Source organism: Pseudoxanthomonas indica, assembly GCF_900167565.1.
GTDB classification, from domain to species: domain Bacteria; phylum Pseudomonadota; class Gammaproteobacteria; order Xanthomonadales; family Xanthomonadaceae; genus Pseudoxanthomonas_A; species Pseudoxanthomonas_A indica.
Map to the genome: position 1 here is coordinate 1,612,375 of NZ_FUZV01000001.1, position 24,697 is coordinate 1,637,071.

10 protein-coding genes are annotated in these 24,697 nt (G+C 66.2%); 3 read left to right on the top strand and 7 right to left on the bottom strand.

Features of this window, described 5'->3' with window-relative positions; all coding sequences use genetic code 11:
• Positions 1-32: 32 nt before the first annotated feature.
• Both B5X78_RS07645 and B5X78_RS07650 read left to right on the top strand, forming a co-directional pair.
• Positions 33-542: a hypothetical protein gene (locus B5X78_RS07645; RefSeq protein ID WP_139381449.1), complete on the top strand. Its 510-nt coding sequence runs from the start codon at positions 33-35 to the stop codon at positions 540-542.
• 295 nt (positions 543-837) lie between these two features.
• Positions 838-1,242 (top strand): hypothetical protein, encoded by a 405-nt coding sequence (locus B5X78_RS07650; protein WP_079723825.1) that lies wholly within the window; start codon positions 838-840, stop codon positions 1,240-1,242.
• A gap of 132 nt (positions 1,243-1,374) precedes the next feature.
• Here B5X78_RS07650 and B5X78_RS07655 read toward each other — a convergent pair whose 3' ends face one another.
• Both B5X78_RS07655 and B5X78_RS07660 read right to left on the bottom strand, forming a co-directional pair.
• Positions 1,375-2,721, bottom strand: a complete 1,347-nt coding sequence (locus B5X78_RS07655; RefSeq protein ID WP_079723826.1) for a histidine-type phosphatase — start codon at positions 2,719-2,721, stop codon at positions 1,375-1,377.
• A gap of 104 nt (positions 2,722-2,825) precedes the next feature.
• Entirely contained in the window at positions 2,826-5,414 is a 2,589-nt protein-coding gene (locus tag B5X78_RS07660) for a TonB-dependent receptor (RefSeq protein WP_079723827.1), read from the bottom strand.
• Between the two features lie 209 nt (positions 5,415-5,623).
• Between B5X78_RS07660 and B5X78_RS07665 the strand changes: the two genes are divergently transcribed.
• Complete coding sequence (locus B5X78_RS07665) at positions 5,624-7,687, top strand: phytase (RefSeq protein WP_079723828.1); 2,064 nt, start codon at positions 5,624-5,626, stop codon at positions 7,685-7,687.
• A 36-nt stretch (positions 7,688-7,723) separates the two neighbouring features.
• On the opposite strand, the gene B5X78_RS07670 is transcribed toward B5X78_RS07665, so the two are convergent.
• The 5 genes from B5X78_RS07670 to B5X78_RS07690 form a co-directional block, all read right to left on the bottom strand.
• Complete coding sequence (locus B5X78_RS07670) at positions 7,724-8,905, bottom strand: cation:proton antiporter (protein ID WP_079723829.1); 1,182 nt, start codon at positions 8,903-8,905, stop codon at positions 7,724-7,726.
• Between the two features lie 122 nt (positions 8,906-9,027).
• Positions 9,028-10,443 (bottom strand): sensor histidine kinase, encoded by a 1,416-nt coding sequence (locus tag B5X78_RS07675; protein WP_139381450.1) that lies wholly within the window; start codon positions 10,441-10,443, stop codon positions 9,028-9,030.
• 84 nt (positions 10,444-10,527) lie between these two features.
• Entirely contained in the window at positions 10,528-11,547 is a 1,020-nt protein-coding gene (locus B5X78_RS07680) for an OmpA family protein (protein WP_079723831.1), read from the bottom strand.
• On the bottom strand, positions 11,544-15,005 hold the full coding sequence (locus B5X78_RS07685; protein ID WP_139381451.1) for a TonB-dependent receptor: 3,462 nt from the start codon (positions 15,003-15,005) through the stop codon (positions 11,544-11,546). Before B5X78_RS07685 ends, B5X78_RS07680 begins: the two co-directional genes overlap by 4 nt.
• Positions 15,002-24,565: an SdrD B-like domain-containing protein gene (locus tag B5X78_RS07690; RefSeq protein WP_079723833.1), complete on the bottom strand. Its 9,564-nt coding sequence runs from the start codon at positions 24,563-24,565 to the stop codon at positions 15,002-15,004. Before B5X78_RS07690 ends, B5X78_RS07685 begins: the two co-directional genes overlap by 4 nt.
• Positions 24,566-24,697 lie beyond the last annotated feature (132 nt).

Genomic DNA, 24,697 nt, shown 5'->3' on the forward strand with positions numbered 1-24,697 from the left:
AATCGGTATCTCGCACTCCAAGGGAGAGAAGCATGTACGTGCCCAAATGGTTGGTCGTGCTCGTGTGCGTGGTCGTTGCCTGTCTTGCAACGTGGACCTACCTGCTTGCCTCGGGGCGAAACCCGCTCCCCTTCCCCGATCGGGGATCCCGCATATTCACGACCCCTTCGCCCGAAGCCAAAGAGGCGATGGTGGCGCTGTTGGCCCGCCATGGAGTCAAGGAACGTTTTGAAGCCAACAGCACCGGCATCCTGCGCTCGATCATGTGGGACGGCACCATCATCAACTACTCCCCGCCTGAGGTGCTTCAGAAGCTGGGCCACGCCTCGGCCAGCATCGGGCTGGTGTCGGATGATCCGGTGGCCAGTGCCAAGGATGCGGCGCAGTTCCTGCGTGATCGCGGATTTGAAGCCAAGGTGGTGCTGGACGCCGAGCCGGCGATACCGATCGCCTTTGTGGTGACCAATGCAACGTCCGGCACCGTGCTGAACTTCCGCAAGCATTTGATTGACATGCCACGGGATCAGCTTGTCAGTAAGTAGGACAGGTGAGGGATCTGGCTATCTGCGAGATAGCTTTCATGCGGTTCTTTGCGGACGGCGTACGACCCGACCTAGGGATCCTGCTACAAGTTGCTTCACTATATTTGCATCCACTCACAACTGTATTGGCGAGACCGGCATGTAACGACGCCGATGAGGCTGGGTAGAAGACGAGCAATACGATCGGGTCCGTGGGTCAGAAGACCACGTTCGTGGTCTTGAACGAAGCGCTTGGCAGCAGAAGAAACAGACATCGTGGCGGCTGGCATGCCGACCTAACTGAGGCATCATACCCATGAAGAATAAAGTCATGCTTCACCTTGCGGGTCTTTTACTGATTCCCGCAACGATGTGGACCTTGTTCGTTGGATTCATCTTTGTTCGAGAATTCGTAAAGTCCCTGGACAAAGGCGCGTTCCTTAGCCCTGAAGACCTCCTCCCCTCGATGGCAGCTTTGCTGCTAACCTCACTCGGAGTGGCATTTCAATGGATTGTCTATTTTAGAACTCTGGTGCGTAGTGCTTCGTTCAAAAGTTCAAGGCTGCCCTTGATTGCATCAGTTCTAAGCACGGCCCTTCCCTTGTTGGTTTTCTTGAAGAATGAAGACTATCGGGTGACGACCACTCTTGTTGTCTTCGCACCCGTGATCTGTGCCTTGGCGTTCCTGTGGCTTCATCAGAGGTTTCGACGAGAGGACTGATAACAGTATTAATCAGGGCTCAGATCAAAGGGCACGGACGTTGTCAGCCCAATGTAGTTGATAGCTTTACGAAGCAACACAGCAAGAAGCCCGGCTTTCGCCGGGCTTCTGGGTATCACGCTCGCCGACTCCTCACTCCGCAATCGGCTTGATCGGCGCCACCAACTTCCCCCGCACCAACGTGCCGAACTCCTCCAACGTGCACTTCTCCGCACATCCCGGAATCTCCAGGTAGGTATACGAAGCCGGGTTGGCATCACTCAGCACCTGCAGCTCGCGCACCTGCGGCATGTTCTGCGAGCGGTAGAACGCACGCACGAATCGCTTGCCCTCCGCATCGGCCAACACTTCGAAACCAATCGCGCCACCCGGCGGCGGGTCGTCGCGCGGATATCCCGGCACGGTCCAGTGCAGATCCAGGAAGCCCCCCAGATCCGCGATGTTGGTGTCATGCCCCACCAGCACGGTCAGCTTGGGGCCCTTCTCCATCGCGCCGAGCATGCGCGAGGCCAGCGGTGAGGCGGCGCGCGCGGCTACGTAGGGGGCGCGGCCTTCGTAGTAGAACTTGATGGAGTGGAACTCCAGCAGGGTCTCGATCTCTTCGCGGCTGAGGCGGCCCCAAGCCACGTCTTTCATCGGCATGCCTTCCAGGTATTCGAGCAGGAAGGTCTGGCTGACGGTGGAGGCCAGGCCAAAGGGATCGCCCACGTCGGGTCGATCGTCTTCATTGCGGACGATGCCCGGCGCCATCTGCGACATGTCGCAGCCCTTGGGCTTGCCCTGGCTCTCGCAGAACTTCGGCGCGCAGCAGCCCAGCGCCTTGTTGAGCAGGGCGAACAGGGCGGCTCGGTTCTTTACTTCCTGCTCCATGCCGCCTGGCGGCGCCAGCGCCTGCACGGCGCGATAGGCCTCGTCAGCATCCATCGGCATGGCGCCGGCATCGATGGGGTGGAATTCCACGTCGGCGTCCGGCGTGGCCGGATAGGTCACCGCCACCTTGCAGTCGGCCCACATGCCTTCGACCAGCGCGCGCGCGGTGGCCTGGGTGCGCGACTTGGAACTTGCTGCGACCTCAATCTCGCCCGCAGTCGGACAACCCTGCGCCGGCAGCAGGCCGCGCTTGACCCAGTTGGCATGGTCCCACTGCCCCACCAACTTGACCGCGTCGTAGCCGTGCTGGGTCAGCTCGCCGAAATCCACCGACCATGTCGGCCACGGCTGATCGGCCATGCCTTCGGGCGTCACCTTGGCCTTGGTCGGCGGGCGCACGCCGTGGCGCATCAGCATCACCACGCGTTCGAGCTTGAGCGGTGCGTCGGCCGCAACCGTTGATGCGCTGGCAGCGGCATCGGCGGCGGACGCGGCGTCTGCCGGTGCCGGCGAGCCACTGTGCGTGCAGGCCGTCAGCAGCAGAGCCAGAGCGGCGGCGACATATCCATGATGGCGCGGGCCGCGCGACAAGGTGTCGGATTGATTCATTGCCTTCCTCCAAAAAAGAGCGGCGGCCCGCAGGGACCGCCGCAAGTTACTACGCACTCAACGCAGAGAGCATTTGCCTTGGAGCAACAGAACGTGGGGGGGTATCAGAACTTGAAACTCAAACCCATGCGCGCGGTCCAGCCGTAGATTTCCTTCTCGCCGAGGCGATTGCGGTAACCCACGTAGGTGCGCATGGCGGCGTCATTGAGGTTGCTGCCTTCCAGGAACACGGTGAAGCCCGGGCTGAAGTCGTAGCTCACGCGCGCATCCCAGGAGTCCAGCTTGTCCAGGTAGACATCGCCCGAGGCCACTTCCTCGTTGACCTCGTTCAACTGCGGCGAACGATAGGTGTAGGCGATGCGGGCGGCGAAGCCGTACTTCTCGTACGAAATCTGCGCCGAGGCCACGCGGTCGGACTGGTTGAGCAGCGGCACCTTGTCATCGCGGCCCGGCAGGCCTTCGGCCTCGGAATCCACGAAGGTCATGTTCGCGCCGACGCTGAGGCCATCGAACGGCGCCGGCAGCATGCTCAGTTCGTACTGGGCGTTGAACTCGATACCGCTGACCGTGGCCTTCTCGGCGTTGGTCCAGGTGCCGACTTCGGCATCGGTCAGGGTCTGGCCGCCGAACACGCCGTCCTGGCCGGTGCGGGTGGTCTCGTAGATCGGGTTCTTGATGTCCTTGTAGAACGCCGCCGCCGAGAGCACGCCACGGTTGCCGACGTAGTACTCCACCGACAGATCGAAGTTGTTGGAGTACAGCGGCTTCAGGTTGGGGTTGCCCATCGACACTTCGGGCTCGCCTTCGCTGGCGCCTTCAATCTGCACGAACGGCGCCAGCGACTCGTAGTTCGGGCGGCCGATGGCGCGGGTGGCCGCACCGCGGAACACCAGGTTGTCGCCAACGTCGTAACGCACGGTCAGGCCCGGGAACCAGTCGGTGTAGCTGCGCTTGCCGAAGGTGTTGTAGCTCTGGTCGATGCCGGTGGTCTCCACGTCGAAGGCAATCGCCGCGTAGTCACCCTCGGTCCGCTCCACGCGCACACCCGGAATCAGGGTGAAGTCGCCAAAGCGCAGGCGGCCCATGGCGTAGGCGGCGGTGATCTTCTCGGTGATGCGGTAATCGGCAGCCAGGGTGGTGGCCAGGGTGCCCTCTTCGTCCTCTTCGAACTCGCCGGTGTGGCTGTTGAAGTAGGCATTGGCCGAAGGACCGTCGATCGTGGGACCAAATCTGTAACGTCCGCCGAATACGCTACCCAGCGGTTTGCCCTGCACATCGGAGAGCAGCAGCGGGCCATCGTCGTATTCCCAGGCTTCGCCGTTCTGATCATTGGTCTTCTTGCGATGCAGGTACTTCACGCCAAACTGCAGGTCCGAACCGTCACCCAGCTCGATCGGCAGGGTGTAGTCCACGCGTGCCTGGTAGAGATCCTCGACCGCCTTGCGCGACTCGGGCTCCCAGAAATCCGGCTCGTACAGGCTGGCGTCGTAGGCTTCCGGACCATTGGGGACGACCGAGAACTCGTCGCCGCCCAGGCCATAGCTGCCGCTGATGTCGCCCTGGGTGAAACCCCATTCGTCGCGGTGCGGGTCGCGCTTGTTGGCGCGCGAGTAGGTCAGCTCGGCATTCAACTTGGCATCGTTGGCGAACTTGAACTCGGCACCGGTGCTGGTGGTGAAGGTGCTGGTGTTCTCGGCGCGGGTACGCAGGGCGCGGATGCCCTCGCCATCGACGAAGGTGCCGGCGGTGGCGCTGGTGGGGCTGATGCCGTCCTCGTCCATCTCGATGGCGAAGCGATCACGGGTCTCGGAGTCTTCGTACTTGGAGTACACGAAGCGCAGGAACACCTTGGTGTCGTCGTTCGGGCGCCAGTCGAAGTTGGCGACCGCGCCGCTGCGCGTGCGATCGGTGTTGTACTGGCGCAGGTCCAGGCCTTCCGGCACGGTCTGGCCGTCCACTTCAATCCAGTCACCGGTGTTCTGGATGTTCTGGGTGCCGATCTTGCGGTTGGAGTAGTTCAGCGCGAACACCGCACCGAACTGCTTGTCGGCGCCGAAGCGGCCACCGAACGAGCCGTCGAACTCGTACGGGTTCTCGCTGTTCAAATCGTTGTAGCCGTAGGCGCCGCGGAACGTACCGAAGGTGCCCTCGCGATCGAAGGCGCTCAGCGTCTCGATGTTGACCTGGCCGGCGATGGCGTTGGCATCCATGTCGGCGGTCAGCGTCTTGGACACCGTCACCGCACCAATCAGCGCCGAGGGGATGTCATCGAGCTTGACCTGGCGGCCGTCCGGTTCCGGCGCGGGCGCGGTCTGGCCATTGAGGGTCACGTTGAGCAGGTCCGGCGACACGCCGCGCACGGTCAGGTAGCGGCCTTCGCCCTGGTCGTTGACGGTGGTGACGCCCGGCAGCCGGCGCACGGCCTCGGCCACGTTCTGATCCGGCAGGCGGCCGACATCGTCCGAACGGATCGCGTCAACCTGTGCATCGGCATAGCGTTTGTCATCTATCGCGGCGCGATCGGCGGCGCGGCGGCCGGTCACTTCCACGGTTTCCAGCTGGGTGACGTCGCTCCCCTGCTGTTGCGGCGTGCTCTGTGCAGCGGCGTCCTGCGCGTAGGCAGGTGCCGCGGCCATCGCCGCCAGGTTGCTCAAGATGATTACTGTCAGCGCATTACGGTGGATCTTCCGCATTGTCTTGGTCCCTCCCGAGGACTAAGCCCACGCCCAGGCAATGCTGCCTGGTCCGAGGCTGCAGGACGGAGGTTACGAACAAAAATTCCATTTTGCAACACTTTTGGAATTTCTCTTGCAAAATCGAAACCCGCCCGGGTAAGGTGCGGCTACCAGCCGGCCCGCCGTGCAGTAGCGGGTCCAATCTTTAAAGGTAGGGGAGGAAAAAGATGAGGAACTGGCAATTTTCGGGTGTGGCCGCAGCGGTGGTCCTGGCCTTGAGCAGCAACATGGCGCAGGCGCAGGACGCGGCCAAGGCAGCACCGGTGGTGACGGCGCTGGGGCAGACCCAGGCCACCGCCAGCGGGCAGACCAACGATGCGATCCTGGCGCGCGATGCCGCCAAGCCGGACAAGAGCACGCTGATCGCCACGGCCGCCCTGGGCGGACTGGAAATCTACGATCTGTCGGGCAAGCGTCTGCGCAGCACCCCGGCCGGTGAAGTGGCTTCGCTGGCGATTGCCGCGGATCAGCCGCTGGGCAACAAGCGGGTCAACGTGGTGGCGGCGATCGACACCACCGGCAATTTCCTGCGGCTGTTCACCCAGAACGGCGGCACGCTGACCGAAGTCGGCGCGCGTCAGTTACCGCTGGGTTTCGCCGCCGAAGGCATCTGCCTGTTCCGCAATCCGCTGGACAGCTCGTTGCACGCCTTCATCGTCGGCGACGGTGGCGAAGTGGATCAGCAGATCATCTTCGCCCAGGGCGACAAGCTGGATGCGCGCCCGGTGCGCCGCATCAGCCTGCCTTCGCCGCTCAAGCAATGCGTGACCGACAGCCATGGCCATGTCTACGCCTCGGAAGAAGCCGTGGGCATCTGGCGCTTCAACGCCGATGCCGAAGCCGATGTCTCCGCCACCTTGATCGACGCGCCGCGCCTGGGCCATATCAAGGAAGAAGTGGCCGGCCTGGCCGTGCATGACGGCGGCAAGGACGCGCAGTGGCTGTTTGCCTCCGATGCCAATGCCGGTCGCATCAATGTCTATGACCGTTCTGATGACGGCGCCTACCTGGGTTCGTTCCAGGTGTCCGCGCCGGGTTCCAGCGACAAGCTGATTGAAGAACCCGGCCTGCTCAACGCCAGCAGCCAGGCCGTGGGTGCGAAGTTCCCCAAGGGCGTGTTGCTGGTCAACGACGAAGCCGATGCCAACACCAAGCTGGTGTCGCTGGCCGACATCGGCAAGGCGATCGGCCGCGATCCCGGCACCGCACCGGCCGCCACCGCTGCACCGGCGAGCAAAGTCGTGGCCGTCAGCGCGCGGGTGGAAACCCGCTTTGCCGGCAGCTACGGCGATGCCGCCGATGACCCGGCGATCTGGGCCCACCCGACCGATCCGGGCAAGAGCCTGGTGATTGCCACCGACAAGAAGGCCGGTCTGTATCTGTATGACATGCAGGGCCAGGTGGTGCAGTTCCTGGCGGACGGCAAGATGAACAACGTCGACCTGCGCGAAGGCTATGAGCTGGGCGGGCAGAAGGTGGTGCTGGTCACCGCCAGCAACCGCACCGACAAGAGCATCGCCATCTATCGCCTGGACACCGAGCAGCGCAAGTTGATCAACGTGGCCGACGGCGTGCAGCCCACCGGCCTGGGCGACCCCTACGGCCTGTGCATGTACCGCAGCGCGAAGAACGGCGACACCTACGTCTTCATCAACGGCGATGACACCCGCAAGCGCCAGTGGCGGCTCAACGCCACCCCGGCCGGCAAGGTGCGCGCCGAGCTGGTGCGCGACATGACGTTCGACTCGCAGACCGAAGGCTGCGTGGCCGACGATGAAACCGGCGCGCTCTACGTCAACGAAGAAGACGTGGCGATGTGGAAGCTCTCGGCCGAACCCGATGGCGGCGATGCCAAGACCGCGATTGCGCGGGTGGCCAATCTGCCAGCGGTGAAGGACGATCTGGAAGGCCTGGGCATCTACCACCTGGGCAATGGCCGCGGCTACATCGTGGTCTCCAGCCAGGGCAACGACACCTATGCGGTGTTCCGCCTGGAAGGCGAGCATGAGTACGTGGGCTCGTTCGCGGTGGTCGCCGATCCGGTGCGCGGCATCGACGGCATCTCCGAGACCGACGGCCTGGAAGTGACCAGCCGCAACCTGGGCCCGGGCTTCGAACACGGCGCGATGGTGGCGCAGGACGGCCGCAACGTCATGCCGGTGGAGAACCAGAACTACAAGTATGTGTCGTGGGAAGACATCGCCAAGGCGCTGAAGCTGGAAATGCGCTGAGGCAATACGGCCGGCGGCGCGCTGCGTCGCCGGCCGTCAGCTTGTCTGCACGGGAGGCGACTCGGGCTGCGCCTCGGTATCGCCGGCCTGGCCGGGCGCCATCGCCAGATCGAATCCCGTCTTCAGCAGCAGTGACGGCAACAAGGTGTTCAAGCCCGCGTAGATCAATAGACCCGCATACCAGCCATCCGACAGCTGGAAGTGCTCGTGCAGGATATGCGCCAGTACCAGGGTGAAGATCAGCGTCGGCGTCAGCGAAATCGCGATGCGCCGGCAGGACGCCGCCGGCAAGCCCTGCAGACGCAGCTGCCACCACACCGCGCCGATGCGCAGCGGAATCAGCAGCGACAACGCCAGGCCAATCAGCAGCGACTGCAGGTTGAACGCCGACCACGGCACCTGCGCGCCATTGCGGAAGAAGTAGAACGGCACGAAGAAGCTGGAGAACAGCTTGATCGCGGTGACATTGCGCTCGCTGGCAAAGGCCGGCAGCCGCTGGTCCAGCTGGCGTGCCGCCAGGCCGGCGATGAACGCGCCCAGCAGGTACTCCACGCCCAGCCGATCGGTGATGAAGGCGGCGACGATGCCGATCTGGATCAACAGCGAGAACTCCGCGCCCGGCGCATGCGGCAATATCCAGCGCGCCATCGCCAGGTAAGCCAGCGGCACCGCCACCACCAGCGCCACCAGCGTGCCGGTGCCGGTGGCCATCGACACCGCGCTGTCACTCTGCAAGGCCACGAACATGCAGGCCAGCGCCAGCAACTCGCCGGAGATGGCCTTGTTGGTCACCCAGAAACGCTCCTGCGCGCTCATCGCGAAGCGATCCAGCGAGTCGATGATGAAGCCGGTGGATGAGGTGAGCAGTGCCAGGGCGATCAGCAGCGCCGGCTGCCAGGCCAGGCCCAGGAAGGTGGCCGCCAGCCACGCCGTCACCCCGATCGTCACGCTGCGCACCGCCAGATAGCGCAGCAGCGGACCGCGATGGGCGAACAACTCGGCCAGGTTCACTTCCAGCCCGGCGAACAGGAACAGCGAGGCGATACCCAGCACGGCGGCAAAGTGGATCAAGCCGCTCGACTCGCCCGGCAGCAGCCAGGCCACCACCATCCCGCCGACAAAGCAGGCCAGCGGGGCGGGAATGCGAAAGCGTTGCAGCCAGCGCGGCACGATCAGCAGGCCGCAGACGAAAAGTACGTAAACCAGTTCCTTGTCCATCGCCGGGCTCCTGCGCAGGCGGGGCGAATGCCCCGTTTCAGGCCAGCGCCTGTCGGCGCCGGCGGCACAGCCTTGCACATGGGCGGGGACGTGCGAAGCACGCCCGCACCATTGTTAGTTCGTCACGCCACCACCGGCAGATGCACGCTGAAACGGGTGCCGTGGCCCAACGAACTGGAGGCGGTGATCTCGCCGCCGGCCTTGACCACCAGATCGCGCACCACCGACAGCCCCAGACCGGTGCCCTGCCCTTTGGGCTTGGTGGTGAAGAACGGATCGAACACGCGCAGCAGCACCTCGGGTCCCATGCCACTGCCGGTATCGCGGAAACTCAGCGCCACTTCCGCCTCGCCCGGCAACGACTCGGCCTGGACCATGAACACCCCACCCTCGGCCATCGCGTGGTCGGCATTGGCGGCGATGTTGAGCACCATCAGTTCGAAGCGCTGGCGGTCCATGCGCACGCCCGGCAAGACCGCGGGCAGGCGATAGTCGATATGCACGTCCGGGTTGAACAGCTGGCGCAGCAGCGGCTGCAGTTCCAGCAATACCTGCACCGGGTCGAAGACTTCGGCCTGCTCCGGCTCCTGATCCTCGCGCGCCAGCGCCAGCAGCTTGTGGGTGACCAGGGTGGCGCGGCGCGCGGCGGCGTCGATGCCGGACAAAGTGTGGCGCACGTCATCCAGCGAGTCGGCGCGCAGGCCTTTGCGCAGGTAGCCGGTGATGATCGCCATCAGGTTGCCGAAGTCGTGCGCGGCACCGGCCGCCAGGCGTCCGACCGCTTCCACCTTCTGCGAATGCACCAGCTGTTCCTGCGCCTGCTCGCGCTTGCTGATCTCGTGGCGCAGGTGCTGGTTGCTCAGCGCCAGCTGGTCGCCGCGTTCGTTGGCCTCGCGCAGGCTGTGGCGCAGGGCCGAGGCACTGCGATCCAGCACGATGGCGATCATCAGGAACATGGCGATGCTGAAGACGGCATCGGCGTAAATCGCCGCGGCCTCGCCCTGGATCGCCACATCGACATTGGCGCCGGCCAGGAACGCCACCACCACGGTGGCGAACATCAACCACAAGGCCGCGCGCCCCACCACCAGTCCGGCCACCGCCATCCAGATCACCAGCACCGGCTGCTCGAAACGTTGCGCGCCGAAGCCGGTGGACAGATACGCGGGAATGATCGTGATGGCGAACGCCAGCAACAGCAGGCGCGAGGCCCAGGCAAAACGGCCGTAACGGATCAGTCCGAAACTGGCGGCGGCGGCGGCGCAGACCGTCAGGCCCATGGCCATGCTCAAGACTTCGCCCGGGCGCCAGGGGATGTCGACGACCACCGCCCGGTATAGCCAGGCCAATGCCGGCAATACAGCCAGCAACAGGGATATCAACTGCAGCATCGGCGCGTTGCGCCGATCCACCGGATCGTCGATGGGCACCCGCCGCAACCAGGCCAGCGGCCCGCGCCACAGCAAGGCCGCCGCGCCTCCCAGCCGGGACAACGCAACCCGCCAGGGGCGGGCGACTGACAGATCACCGTCACTCATGCATTCGCTCTCGGATTACGGGGGAATCCGCTGCCCCTACCGGCGCCCTCCTGGCATGACGCCGGATTATAGGCAGGCCTTGCCTCAGCGCGCGCCTGCCTGCGGCTGCGCGTGCAGGCGGACTTCGACGCGACGGTTGGGGATCAGGCATTCCTTCAGGGTCGGACCAGGCTTGACGCCCTCGCAGGTCTGCACCTGCTCGCTGTCGCCCTTGAAGGTGTACTCGATCACGCCCGCATCCACACCACGCGCCTGCAGCAGCGCGCGTACGGTCTGCGCACGCTTCTCCGACAGCGCCTGGTTGTAGTCATGGCCGCGGCCTTGCAGGCGATCGGCATGGCCGACCAGCTCCACCCGGGTCAGCACCAGGCCTTCCTGCTGCAGGCGGCCCAGTTCGCGATCCAGGCTGGTGATCGAATAGGCGCGGATGTCCTTCGGGCCCGAACGATCAAACTCGAACAACACGTTGGCGGTCAGCACCGGCTCCACCGGCGCGGCCGCGGCCAGGCCGGCCGGCGCCACGCCGCAGGTGCGCGCCAGCGACTCGGCATCACTCACCCAGTCTTCGGCAATCTGGATGTAGGGCTTGGCGTGGCGCCACTGCTGCTGGTTGTACTCGTTGCCGGCGTGCACCAGTTCCACTTCGCCGCAGGCCACGGCCTGTTGCGCGCAGACAAAGCCGGGGGTGCCGTGGAGGGCGGCAAAGCGCTTCCACAGATCCTCGCGCACGCGCGCCGCGTTGTTGACCAGCGGGGTGTCGGTGGGCAGCGGCTCCACGCCCTGCTCCATGCCCACGATCAGCTTTTCCGACTCGGTCAGCGCTTCCTGCGGGAAGGCGCTGCGATCGTTGCGGGTGTATTCGTGGAAGGACACGTCCAGCCAGCATTGCGCCTTGGACAGGTGGTAATCGCGCACCGGCCGGCCGCCGTCGTTCAAGGCCTGGATGCGGCCCTGGGTGGCTTCGTAGCCGGACAGATCGGCGTGGATGGCCTCGTCGGTCACGCGATTCTTCGGCGCGTTCAACTGGGTCTGCTGCGCCTGCGCGCCGAAAGCAAGTGCGGCCAGCAACGCGGCGGCGAGCAGATGGGAGGGCTGTTTGATCATGGCGTGGCTCCTGCGCGCACCGGGTCGCGGTAACGGGCGTCTTCGCGGATGAAAAGGTCTTCGTCGAACTTGAATCGCAGGCGGATGAAGGCGCCCTGCTGGGTGTACTCGTAGCCGGTCAGATCGGTGTCGCCGCGGAAACCGGTGGCGTTGTAGCCCACCGACAGCCACAGGTTCTGCCGCAGCAGCCGGCCCACTTCCACGCCGAACGCGTACTGGTTGGCGCCGTCCTGGCCACGGAAGGTGGAAGCCAGCACGCCGATGTCCCAGTTCTCGGTGACGTCGTAGACCACGCGGCCGGACAACAGCACCGCATTGAAGTCGTCATCGACGCTGCCGGTATCGGCGTAGACGAAGCGATCCTTCTGCCACTTCGCAGCGACGCGACCGGTCAGCCACCACGGCCGCGACGGATGCCAGTCGGCATGCGCGGACACGATGTGCGCGGCGGTGCGTACTTCCTGGCCGGTATCCGAACCGAAGCCGCCGCTGTCCATGCCGCTCTCGTCCTTCTCCAGCTTGTACTCGTAGCGGGCCAGGGCGTTGATGCGGTTGGTGTCGGTATCGCGGTAAGCCGCACCGATCTGGAAGCGATCCTGCAACACGTCGCCGCGCGCTTCGTACACCGTGCGCAGCAGGTAGTTGCGGGCCAGCACGGTCCAGTCGCGGTTGAGCTTGCGTGCGGCCAGGAACTGCAGCAGCGTGGTGTGGTAACCCTCGTTGGTCGGGGTGCGCTCGATATCGTCGGAGATGCGGTGTTCCAGCCGCATGCTGCCGCGCCACAGCGGGTTGGCGCTGTAGTCCAGGCCCACGCCCGCACCGGTGGAATCACCGACATTGCCGCTGATCACGTTGGTGTGCTCCAGCGAGGTGTCCAGGCGCAGGCCTTCGCTGATGTCCCAGCGATTGCGCACGCCCGAGGCGGCCTGGATGTCGCGGCCGGCAATGGCATCGCGCAGGCGGTACTCGGAGAACAGCGTGGTGTCGCGCAGGAAGCTGGTGTCCACGCCCACCGCCAGGGTGTTGGCCTCGCGGCCATCCTGGGTCAGGCCGTTGACGCCGCTGATGCCGGTCTGCTTTTCGTAGCGGCCGTACAGGCGGCTGCGTTCGCGCAGCTGGAAGTCGGCGCCCAGCGCAACCCGGTTGCGATCCTCGCCGTGGATGTCCTGCTCCACTTCGCCGCCCAGGCTCAGGCGATCGCTGGCGCGATAACCCAGGCCGAAGCGCAGCATGTCCGAAGACAACTCGGTGCCCACCGGCAAACCGCTGGCGACGTCGTTGCTCGTACCGTTCTGGATGATCGGCAGGCCGGTGGACGGATCCAGCGGCTGCTGGCCATAGCCCAACGCACCACCGCCGGCGCCGGTGGCGTAACCGCCGGACAGGCCGCCGATGTTGCCGTAGCCGCTGTTGGTCGCCCAGGTGTAGTACGCGCCGACGGTCTCGCGGATCGCGCGGTAGCCGAAGTCCAGGGTCAGCTTGTCGGTGACCTTGACCCGGGTGCCGGCGCTGGCCGACTCGCGTTCGCCGCCATCGGGGTTGCGGTCTTCGCTGCGCAGCGCTTCGGCGTACAGCTCGAAGCGCTCGTTCAAGCGATAGCGCGTGCTCAGGCTGTATTCGCCACGGCCGCCGTACAGCGGCGAGGCCTGGTTGTTGAACGCCGGATCCGACTGGCCGGCGAAGGCCTTGAAGTCGAACGCGGCGCCGGCATGGCCCAGTTCCACCCGCCAGGCGTCGCCTTCGACCAAGCCGCTCAGGCCCTGCAATGCGGGCGTGCCGTACTGGTTGATCGAGTTGGTGTTGACCTCGCTGCGCGTGCGCGCGGCTTCAGCGACCAGCCAGGTGTTCTCGCCCAGGCGATAGCCGACGTTGGCGCTGCCCATCTGGAACTCGGCGAAGGGATTGCGATCATCCACCACCGAGCCGCCGACTTCGCCGTTCTCGCCCAGGCGCAACTGCGCATCCGCGCCCAGTACCAGGAACTTCTCGGTGCCCTGATCCAGTTCGTAGGTGATGCGCAGCGAGACCGGATTGAGATCCGAGTCGAACGACGGCAGGAAGCTGGCCAGCAGGATGCGGCCGGAGAACGGCTCGAAGCTGTAGTCCACCAGTCGCCCCAGTGGCCGCACCGAGACGATGCGCGAAGGCTGGTCGCGATCGCGCACGATCACTTCCACCCGCTCGCTGCCTTCCAGCACTGCGTTGTTGCGCAGGCCGTAGGGACCGCTGCCGGAGGCCGGCAGTTCTTCGATCACCTGGCGCAGCGAGTCCTCGACGGCGAAGACATTGCCGCGCACGCGCTCGTTCTCGAAATGCCAGCCCAGGCCGGTGGCGGTGCGGTTGTAGGTGCCGAGCACGCGCTGCGCGGCACGGCTGCCGAAATCCACGCCGGTGGTGGTGGTGATGTTGTCGCCGGTCTGGAAGTCGCCGTACAGCAGGTAGCTGCGGTCCTGATCCACGCGCACATACAGACGCTCGGCCGAACGCGCATCGAAGCCACGCATCGAGGCATCTCCGTACACCGGGTAGAACTCTTCCGGCTGGATGTCACGCAGCAGGCGGCCCCGCACTTCCTTGTCCGAGTCGTAGGCGGCAGTCAGCAGGTACTTGCCCTGGATCGTGCCCTTGACGAAGAACGCGGCGCGCGCGGCGCCGTTGGCCTTGCCGTTGTTGAACTGCTTTTCCCAGCGGCGGATTTCGCGCTCGAAGCCGTCGCCCTGCTGGCTGGTGTTGAGCAGGCCGCTGCCGTTGCGGCGGAAGTTGATCACGCCTTCCAGCAGGCCGGTGGCGATCATGTCGCGCATTTCCGGGACGAAGCCGATCACGCCTTCGGCGCTCTGGCCACCGGCGGTGACCCGCAGCAACACGTCCTGCGGATCATGCGGGGCCAGCAGGTCGAACTCGGCGCGGCCGTTGCGCACCGGCAACTGCACGCCGGGCGTGGCCTTGTCGGCGTCGAGCTGGCCGGGACCGAACTCGTCGGTGCGTCCGTCCATCAGCTTGATGCGGCCACCGCTGTTCTCGATGGTGGCAAAGGCATCGCCCTGTATCGGCGTGCCGTCGGCGTTGAACAGCTGCACCACCACATGCACCGGCGACTGGCCATCGGCCGGCACGCCGTCGCGATCCACTTCCACCACCACGCGATCGACACCGGCATTGATGCGGTAGTCGACATTGCCCGGCTGCGCGAACAGCGGCTGCGCACCGTTGTCGCGGCTGGTGGTGGTGGTCGATTGCGGATACAGCGGGGTGGCCTGGCCCAGCACCGGGGTGAAGCGTTGATCACCGGAGACGGTCTGCGCCTGCAGCGTGGCCGGCACACAGGCCACCAGCAAGGCCAGCGCCAAGGGATGCAGCGGAGAGCGGATCACGTGCTGGCGGGCAGCACGCGCTGAGGTGACACGCATGGGCGAGGCTTCCGGCAAGGACGAGGGGCAGAGGAAGGTGCGGCTCATGGCTGCACCTCCTGGCCTGCGTCCGCATCCGGCGTGGTCGGCCTCGGGTCGACGATCGGCTGTTGCTTGGCCGAGTCGGTGCCCTGCTGCGGCGAGCGTTGCGGCTTGCTCTCGAAGCGCAGCGGCGGCTGCCCACGTTCGGTTTCCGGTGCGCGCACCTCACCCTGCGTGCGGCGTGCCTTGACCTGCTCGATCACCGGGTTGGAACAGCTGCCCTCGATGAAGTCGGCGCGATGCAGCTCGCCGTTCTTCAAATCGATGAAGAGGCTGTCGGCATCGCCCAGGTTGCGGTTGCTGCTGGTGGTCAGGCGCGAGCCGACCGGCAGCGTGGAGGCATCGACCTTCAGCGTATGGCTCTTCGGCGGCAGGCCGCAGTAGCTGTACTTGCCTTCCGAATCGCTGATCAACCAGGTGCCGTCCTCGAAGTACATGCGCACGCCGGGGATGCCCAGCTCTTCGCTGTCCTGCACGTGGTTGACGTTGCAGTCGACGAAGATCTTGCCGAGCACGCAACCTTCGTCGGTGAACACGCCACCGGTGATGATCACGCGGTATTCGGCCGGGTTGGAGCTGACCACGCCGCCGTGGGTGTACGGCGTGAGCGTGCTGTCATCCACGCAACCACCGTCAATCGAACAGCCATGGGCGCGCGCACGGTTGATGCCGTCGCCCTGCTGGCTGCCCACGCCCACGCGGACGCGGTAGCTCAGGGTCTTCTGTGCACCCACCGCCAGCGAGCCGACGTCGAACACCAGCACCGGACCCGGCTTGCCACGCGGGTTGGCGATACCGGCGCCATCCAGGCGCGCGGTGCCGTCGATGTAGGTGAAGCCGCGCGGCAGGCGGTCGATCACGTTGACCGTGGCCAGCGACTCACCCGCGGTCTGGCGGATGGTGATGGTGTAGACCAGGCTGTCGCCCACTTCCACGGTCTTGCGATCGCCGACCTTGGTGATCACCAGGCCCGGTGCGATCTGCGGATCCAGCGGGATGTGGTTGTGCACCGGGGTGGCGACCGAAGAACCGAGATCGGTCTCCAGGTAGTAGGTGGTGGCCGGCCCGACCGGGCCGGTCGGCGCGGTGGCATTGGGCTGCACCGGCTGGCCCACGCCCGGCGTGGCGGCCGGCACCAGCGGTGTGGTTTCCGCCGGGATCATCCCGGACTGGAAGCCATAACCGGCCGGCGGCACCACCACGATCGAGAAGCGGCAGGTGGCCGGCGCGCTCGGCGCCATCAGGAACTGATAGAAGCCTTCGTTGCCGACGGTCATCGACACCGAGGTGCCTTCGATGGTGTAGCCGCCCAGGCTGGTGTTGAGCAGATGCTGCTCCGGCGCGTAGGCCGGGCAGCTGCCCACCGGCGACAGGGTCACCCGCGAACCCGGCACCGGGTTGCGCGTGATCGCGTCATACACCACGCCACCCGGATTGAGCGGCAGGCTTTGCTGCGGCAGGTTGGCGCCCGCCGCCAGGATCACGGCCAGGTGGGTGCTGTTGCCTTCGGTGCTCACGCACGAGCTGGCGGTGCCATTGGCAATCGCATTGCTGGCGTCGCACACGGCCGGTGCACTGCCGGCGGTTTCGCCATTGACCGGCCAACCCCAGATCACGCCGGTGTTGGGATAACGGAAACGGATCTGCAGCGGCACGCCCGGCACCTGATCGGCGACCGAGTACGAACCATCGGCGGCGGTGCTGGCGGTGCCGACAATCTGGCCGTCGGCGTTCACCACTTCCACGTTCCAGCCGGCCAGGCGGCGATCACCGCCGTCCAGGTGACCGTAGTCGCTGCCCAGGTCGTACCACACCGTGCCCGACACCGAGGCCGACAACTGCACCGCGGTCGGCAGACGGCAGGCGTTCTGGCTGATCGCCGGATCGCAGACCGGCAGATCGCCGGTGTTGCCTTCGAAATCGCTGCGCTCTTCGGTGGTCGGCGTGCGGAACGGGTTCTCGCCGCCGCCCTGCACGATGACCGCGTTGTTGACCGGCGTGCCGGTGGCGGCGCTGGCCGCCACGCGCACCTGCGCGATGATCGTGTCGGCCAGGGTGGCGCCGGCCGCGATCACCGTGCTGTTGCGGCAGCTGAAGCGGCTCTCGCCCGGGTTGCCGACGCAGATCCAACCGTTGCCGGTGGGCGTGGCGGCCAGGGTGATGCCGGCCGGCAGGCGATCTTCCACCACGTACTCGCCCGCGGTCGGCTGCTGGCCGATGTTGCGCACGCGCACGGTGTAACGCGCGTCGTTGTTGACGGTGAACGTGGTCGGCGTGGCGGCCTTGCTGACCACCAGGTCCGGCGAATCGCCGATCTCGCCGAAGTTGTTGTCGATCGACTGGCCGCCGGTAGGCAGGGTGATCGCGTTGATCGCCGACGGCGTGGTCTCCACCGGCGTGGCAATGCCGGTGCTGACGCCATCGATGGTGCCGGCGCTGGTGATGCCGTTGAGGGTTTCCGGCGGCTGCACGGTTTCGGTCACGCCGTAGATGCCCGGACGCAGATCGTCGAAGCGGTAGCGGCCTTCGCTGTCGGTATTGACCGTGACGTTGATGGTTTCGCCCAGATCATTGAAGCCGGTCAGGCGCACCGGCACATTGGCGAAGCCGCCTTCGCCGCTGTCGATCACGCCGTTGTTGTTGCCGTCGTTGTAGACGCGGCCGCTGATGCTGCCCGAGGGAATCTCGCCGAAGTTGTTGGCGGTGGCTTCTTCGGCCACGCCCAGTACCACGGCGCTGATCGCCGACGGCGTGGTGGTCACCGCGGTGGCGGTGCCGCCTGCGCTGCCCGGCACGGTGATGCCGTTGAGCGTGCCGGTGGGCTGGTCGGGTTCGGTGATGACGTAAGTACCCGGAGGCAGCTCGGTGAAGGCATAGCTGCCATCGGCCTGGGTGGTCACGTCACGGGTGATCGTGTTGCCGGCCAGGTCGGTGCCGCTCAGGCGCACGGTGACGTTGGCGATGCCCTGCTCGCCGGTATCGATCACGCCGTCATTGTTGGCATCGGCCCAGACGCGCCCGCTGATCGCGCTGTTGAGCGGAATTTCGCCGAACAGGTTGTCGATCGAGGCGCTGCCCGGGGTGCGCAGATCGATCGTGCTGATCGCGCTGGGCACGGTGGTGATGGGCGTGGCGGTACCCGAGGACGCGCCCGCGACGGTGCCGGCCACGGTCTGGCCGTTGCTGGTGCCGGTGGGCTGGTTCGGTTCGGTGACCGTGTAGGTGCCCGGACGCAGACCGTTGAACTGGAACTCGCCATCGGCATTGGTGGTGGTGCTCAGGGTGACCGAAGCGCCGGTGTCATCGGTGCCGCTCAGGTTGATGGTCACGCCGACGATGCCGGCTTCCGAAGCGCCGCTCTGCGCGCCGTCGTTGTTGGCGTCGAAGAACACGCGGCCGCCCAGCGTCACGCCCAGGGTTTCGCCGAAGTTGTTCTGCACCGAGGCGGCGCCGCCCGGCAGCACGATGCCGCTGACTGCGCTGGGGACAACGGCCACGCCGGTGGCGGTGCCCGTGCTGACGGTGCCGATGACGCCGGCCACGGTGATGCCATTGAGCGTCGTGATGCCGCCGACCACGGGCTGCGCGGTCTGCTGGGTGACGGTGTAGGTGCCGCCGAGCAGATCATTGAAGCGATAGTTGCCGTTGGCGTCGGTGGTCACCGCAGCGACGGGGTTGCCCACCGCGTCCAGGGTGCCGGCCGGCAGACTGAGGCTGACACCGGCAATGCCGGTTTCGGTGCCGTCGATCAGGCCGTTGTTGTTGGCGTCCAGCCAGACCCGGCCGGCAATGGCCGAGGCCAGTTCGCCGAAGTTGTTGTCGCTTGAACCGGTGGCCGGCAGGTTGACCAGTTCGATCAGGTTGTTGGTGTTTTCCTCACCGTTGGCCAGGCCGGTGGGCTGGGTTTCGGTGATGCGGTAGTCCTGGCCGGCGATCGCGCCGCCGTAGCTGTAGCCACCATTGGCATCGGTGATCAGCACCACGGGCGCCGGATCATCGCCGTTGCCATGGATGCCATCCGGGCCCGCGCCCTGGATCGTCACGGTGACGCCGGCAATGCCCACGTCGGTGCCGTCCTGGTCGCCGTTGTCGTTGCGATCCAGGTAGACCGTGCCGCTGATGATCGCGTTGGCCAGTTCGCCGAACAGATAGCCGGTGGCCTGCTGGCCCGCAGAGATGACGATGCCGTCGATCACATTGGCGGTGCTGGTGCCACCCGGCGTGGCGGCGTTGCCGGCGGTGTGGCGACCGTCGAGGTAGCCGGTGGGCTGCGTCTCGGTGATCGTGTACGTCGTGGCGGCCAACGGCGGCAGCAGATCGTCAAACACGTACGCGCCCGTGCCCGTGGTCTGGCGCACCACGTTGACCGGGTTGCCAAGCAGGTCCGTGCCGGTCAGGGTGACCGTGACGCCGGCGATCGGATTCTCGCCGCTGTTGAACGCACCGTTGTTGTTGTTGGCGGCGGTGCTCGAGAAATCCTCGTACACGAAGCCGGCCAGCGAGCCCAGCACTTCGCCGAAGTCGCGACCGGTGACGCCGGCGGCGGGCAGCGTGGTGACATTGATGGCGTTGCTGGCGTTCTCGACGCCGTTGCCGTAACCGTCGGGCTGGCTTTCGGTGATCAGATAGTTCTGACCCACCACCAGATCGGTGAACTGGTAGGCGCCATTGGCGTCGGTCTGCACCGACACCGGCAGCGGATCATCGCCATTGCCGAAGATGCCGTCGGCACCCGCGCCGTTGAGGGTGACGGTGACGTTGCGCAGGCCGCCATTGGGCTGCGAGTTGACGGTGCCGGCGTCGGCGATGTCGAAGTCGCCGTTGCGGTTGCGATCCAGATAGACGCTGCCGCTGATCGCGGCGATGGCGTCTTCGCCGAAGTTGAATACGGTGCCGTCCTGGCCACTGCCCAGATCGATGGTGCTGATGCGATCGGTGGTGGCGGCGTCGCCGCTGACCGCCGTGCCCGGGACGCAGCCACTGGTGCAGGCCACGGTGCCGATCAGGCCCGGGTTCACTGCGGTCGGACGGTTGCGGTAGTTGCCGGCCGGCAAGACTTCGCGCAGCGTGTAGACGATCAACGGATCCAGATTGGTGAAGGTGTAGGCGCCGCTGCCATTGGTCGTGGTGCTGGTGATGAACACACCGGTGGTGGCATTGAGCAGCTCCACCGTGGCGCCGGCAATGCCGGTGTCCGCGCCGTCACGCACGTTGCTGAAATTGGTGTCGACGTAAACGTAGCCACCCAGCGACGGGCGCCGCACTTCCGGGAAGTTGTAGCGCACGCCGGCCTGGTCCACGCCCACCGGAATGGCGGTGTAAGTGGAGTTGGGCGAACCGGCGGCGTAAGTGCCGCCCAGCGACGGCGCATTCGGGCCGGTGGTGGGCGGATCGATCGGGCCGTTGATGTAGGCGGCCGGTTGCGTCTGCGTCAGCGTGTAACCGGCCGCGTTGGCCGGCGACAGATTGGTGAAGCTGTAGGTGCCGGCGGCCACCGTGTTGGCGACCAGGTTGACCGCGTTGCCATAGGCGTCGGTACCGGTCAGGCGGATCTGCACGGTGCCGATGCCCGGTTCCGTACCCACGCCCTGGTGGGTACCGCCGTTGGCGCCCGCGCGATCACGATCCTGGAACACCACGCCGGCCAGCGACGAACGCGTCACCGCCAACGGCACGGTCACCGTGTTGTTGTTCGGATTGGGGTCGACCTGTTCGGTGCTGACCGTGGCGGTGTTGTTGGCGGTGCCGCCGGTGGGGTACGCATCCCAGCGCGCGGGCACGATGATGCGCACGCGGCCGGTCACGGTCATGTCACCCAGGTTGCAGGTGACGTTGACGCCATTGCGCGCGCACACGCCGACGCCGTTGGGCACTTCATCGCCGCCCGGATCCGGGCCGATCTTCTGCCAGGTGATGTCGCCGGTGACGACCAGGCCGGCCGGCAGCGTATCGACGATCACCGTACCGGTGCCATTGAGCGGATTGGTGCCGCTGCGATCGCGCGACAGGCTCGCACCGGGACCGTTGTTGACGCCTTCCACCACCCAGTAGAACGGCTGGCGCAGCGACACGCTGGTCACCGCCGCCGGCAAGGCCACGCCGGGATTGGCGTCGGGCGCGATCACCATGGCGCTCTTGCTGACTGCCAGATCGGCGCGCGCGCGGATCGTGGTGTCCTGGTCGGCGGTGTTGTTTTCCAGGTTGGTGTCGGCTTCGGCCGCACTGGCGGTAGCCGAGTTGTCCAGCGTATCGCCCGAAGCGCCCGGCGCCGACTCGTACTGGTAGCGCAGATAGATCGTGCTGGTCTGCAATGCACCGACCACGCCTTCGATGTTGTTGCCGAAGCCGGCGCCCGGCATCGGGCAGTCCACGGTCAGCGGCGCGCCGGTGGTCGGGTTGGCGCCGCCGGTCACCGTACACATGGCCGGATCGAAACCGCTGGTGCTCGCCGATGCACCGAGGAAGCGCACGGTGCGGTTGGGCCGCGGGGTCAGGGTGTCGCTGATGCGTACGTTGGTGGCCACCGACGGACCATCATTGCGCACGGTCACGCGGTAGGTGATGGCGTTGTTGGCCAGGTTGGTGGCGTCGAAGCCCAACGGATCGATGCCGCCGGTGAAGCCGGTGTCGACCTTGTTGGTGATCAGATCGACGCTGCCGCTGCCGAAGGTCAGGGTGGCGCTGCGCTTGTCATCGCCGCCGCTGAAGTCGACGTTGTAGTTGAAGCTGCCGTTGGCGTCGCTGCCGGTGGCCGAATCGGCCACGCCGTCGTTGTTGCGATCGAGGAAGAAGTCGGCCTCGTTGGTGAACTGGCGACCGGTGTTGCCCACGTTGACGTTGGGGCGAATCACCACGGTCAGGCTTTCGGTCTGGCCATTGGCCATGTCCAGCGCCGTACAAGTGATGGTGATCGGCGCGGTGCCCGGCGTGGGGTTGGCATAGGACGTGCCACCGGCCGCGGGCGCGGTGGTGATGCCCGGACCCGGTGCGCCGACGCAGGTGGTGGTGCCACCGCCGGTGCGGATCGCCGAGATCAACACGAAGCCGGCGTCGTTGGCGGGCAGGTAGAAGGTGTCGCGGAAGCGCACCGCCGGCACCGCCGACGGACCTTCGTTGAGGTAGGACATCACATAGGTGGTGTTGACACCGGCCTGGCCGGTGGCGGCCGAGGTGATGGCCTTGCTGGTGGTCTGCACGTTGGCCACGCGATCCACGCGCAACCAGTCCGACGCCGAGTTGTTGCTGGGGTTGGTCTCGCCGACCGAACCGGGAACGCTGGCATCGATGCCCACGCCGGCGGTGTTGCAGAAGGCGTTGTTGATCGGTACGCCACCGCAGGTGCTTGCGCCCAAACCGGCGCTGTCGAACAGCGCGCGGCGCACGGTGAAGGCGATGGTGACGCTGTCGCCCGCGCCCAGCAGGGTGGTGGTGGACGAGCACATGACCGTGCTGCCCTCGAAGCAGTCCCAACCCGGCGGCACGCTGACCCAGTCGATGCGGGTGCGGCCGGGGACGTAACCGGGGATGGGATCGTTCATCACCACGCCGGTGGTGGCGTCCGGGCCGTCGTTGTTGATGACGATGGTGTAGGTCACCTCGTCTTCGCCGGCGCTCATCACGTTGTCGCTGTCGCCCGGCGCATTGGTGCGCTTGCTGATGCGCAGGTCCGTGCGCTCGTTGGTGGTACGGGTGCCGGCGCCGGTGCAGTCGTTGTTGTCGACCGGGTCGACGTTGACGCCGTTGCCGGTCAGCGGTTCCAGCGAGCCATTGGTGCCGCCGGTGCAGACCTGGTTGGTCAGGGTGCCGGCCGCGCGCGCGCGGGTGATCAGCACCAGGTTGGGGCTGGTACCGCCAACGGCGACGACGCCGGAGTTGAGATCGCAGGTGACGCGCTGGCGCGCCGGCGGCGCGGCATAGGCGGCGTTGACCGTGCAGGTCCATGCGCCGGTGCTGGAGTGGGACATGAACTCTTCGCCAGCAGCCAGTTCATCGACGATCTGCACCTGGCCGGTGGTCGCACGCGGGCCCTGGTTGTGCACCGTGATGGTGGAGGTCATCAGGCTGTAGGCATCGCTGCCGATGCCGTCCCAGATCGCCACCAGTTCGGGGGTCTTGGTCTTGCTCGGAGTCAGATCCGCGCCGTCGGCCAGTACGGTGAAGTTGACCGTGCCGGTGTTGTTGTTGGTGCCCAGCGTGGGGCTGTTGGCATCCGCAGTGCTGGAGGTGATGGTGGCGCTGTTGCTGACGTTGCCGCTGCTGTTGGCGCCGGTGGCGGGCACCGTGGCCTCGATGGTGAAGGTTTCCACCGCACCGTTGAGCATGTCGCTGTTGCGGGTACAGCTACGCTCGGTGGCGCCGGCGTTGTTGCTGCAGGTCCACGCCGCCGGCTGGGTGCCGCCGGTGATCACGAAGCCTGCCGGCAAGGCATCGGTCCAGCTGACGTTCTGCGCCGCGCTCGGACCCAGGTTGCGTGCGGTCAGGGTAAAGGTGACCGGCTGGCCGGAAATCGCCGGCGCAGGCGCCACCGTCTTGCTCATCGCCAGGTCGGCGCCGGGGACCACGGGCGTGGTCACTTCGGCATCGTTGTTGTCGGCGTTGGAATCCGGCGTGCCGACCGGATTGACCACCGCGGCATTGACGATGTTGCCGCTGCCGGCGTTGACGCGCGCCTGGAAGGTGAAGCTCGCGCTCTGGCCGACGTTCAAGGTGCCGGCATGGGTGGCGGTCATGGTGCCTCGCGCGAAGGTCCATGCGCTGCCGCCGTTGAAGCTGCCGGCGATGTAGCTGGTGGCGGCCGGCAGCGTGTCGACCACGTTGAAGTTGGACGAAGCGCTGGGACCGTCGTTGGTCACGGTCAGCTGGTAGGTGATGATCGCGCCGCCGACCACCGGATCCGGCGTGGCGGTCTTGCTCAGGCGCAGATCACCGGCGGTGGTCAGGGTGGTGGATTCGCCGCGCTGGTTGTTGGCGGTGTTGGTATCGCCCACGAAGAACGGATCGGCGCTGGTGAGGCTGCTGATCGGCGTGGTGGCGGCCGGAATGTTGTTGGCGAAGCCGACGGCGCCACGGATGTTGATGGTGCCCGGCGCATGGCCGGTGGTGTTGACGCCCAGGGTGAAGGTGACCGGCTCACCGCTGGCGCTCTGCGTACCCACCAGGGTGCCGTTGAGGCAGACGATGCGCGTGGGCACCACGGCATCGGCGCTGCAGTAGGCCGGCAGGGTGCCGGCGGTGGTACCGGCCGGCAAATCGAAAATGGTGACCGCGTTGGTGACGGTGTCGGCGGCGCCGTTCTCGATCGTCACGCTGTAGCGGATTTGGCCACCGGCCGGCGTGGGGTCGTAGTCGGTGTCGGAGAGATCGGTGATCTGCAGATCCGCGGCGAAGGCGGACAGCGGCAAGGCGGCGAACAGCACGCCGGTGAGCAACGAGCGGGCGACGGCGCTGCGTGCGGCGGGCACGCGCGACAGCATCACTGACGGACGCGACGAAGCCGCGGTCCACGTTTTCCACGCGCGCGCGAACGCGCCCACGGCGCCGGGCGCCGTTGCCATCTGCTGGGTCACTGGTTTTCCCCTGTTCCGTATGCCGCGCAAATACGCGGCCGAACCACACGCGAAAACGGACCAGCGCTGCGACTGGTCAGCCGCGGCGTGTCCGGACCTTCGAGGTGGCTAAGCGAAGGACGCCCGAAAACT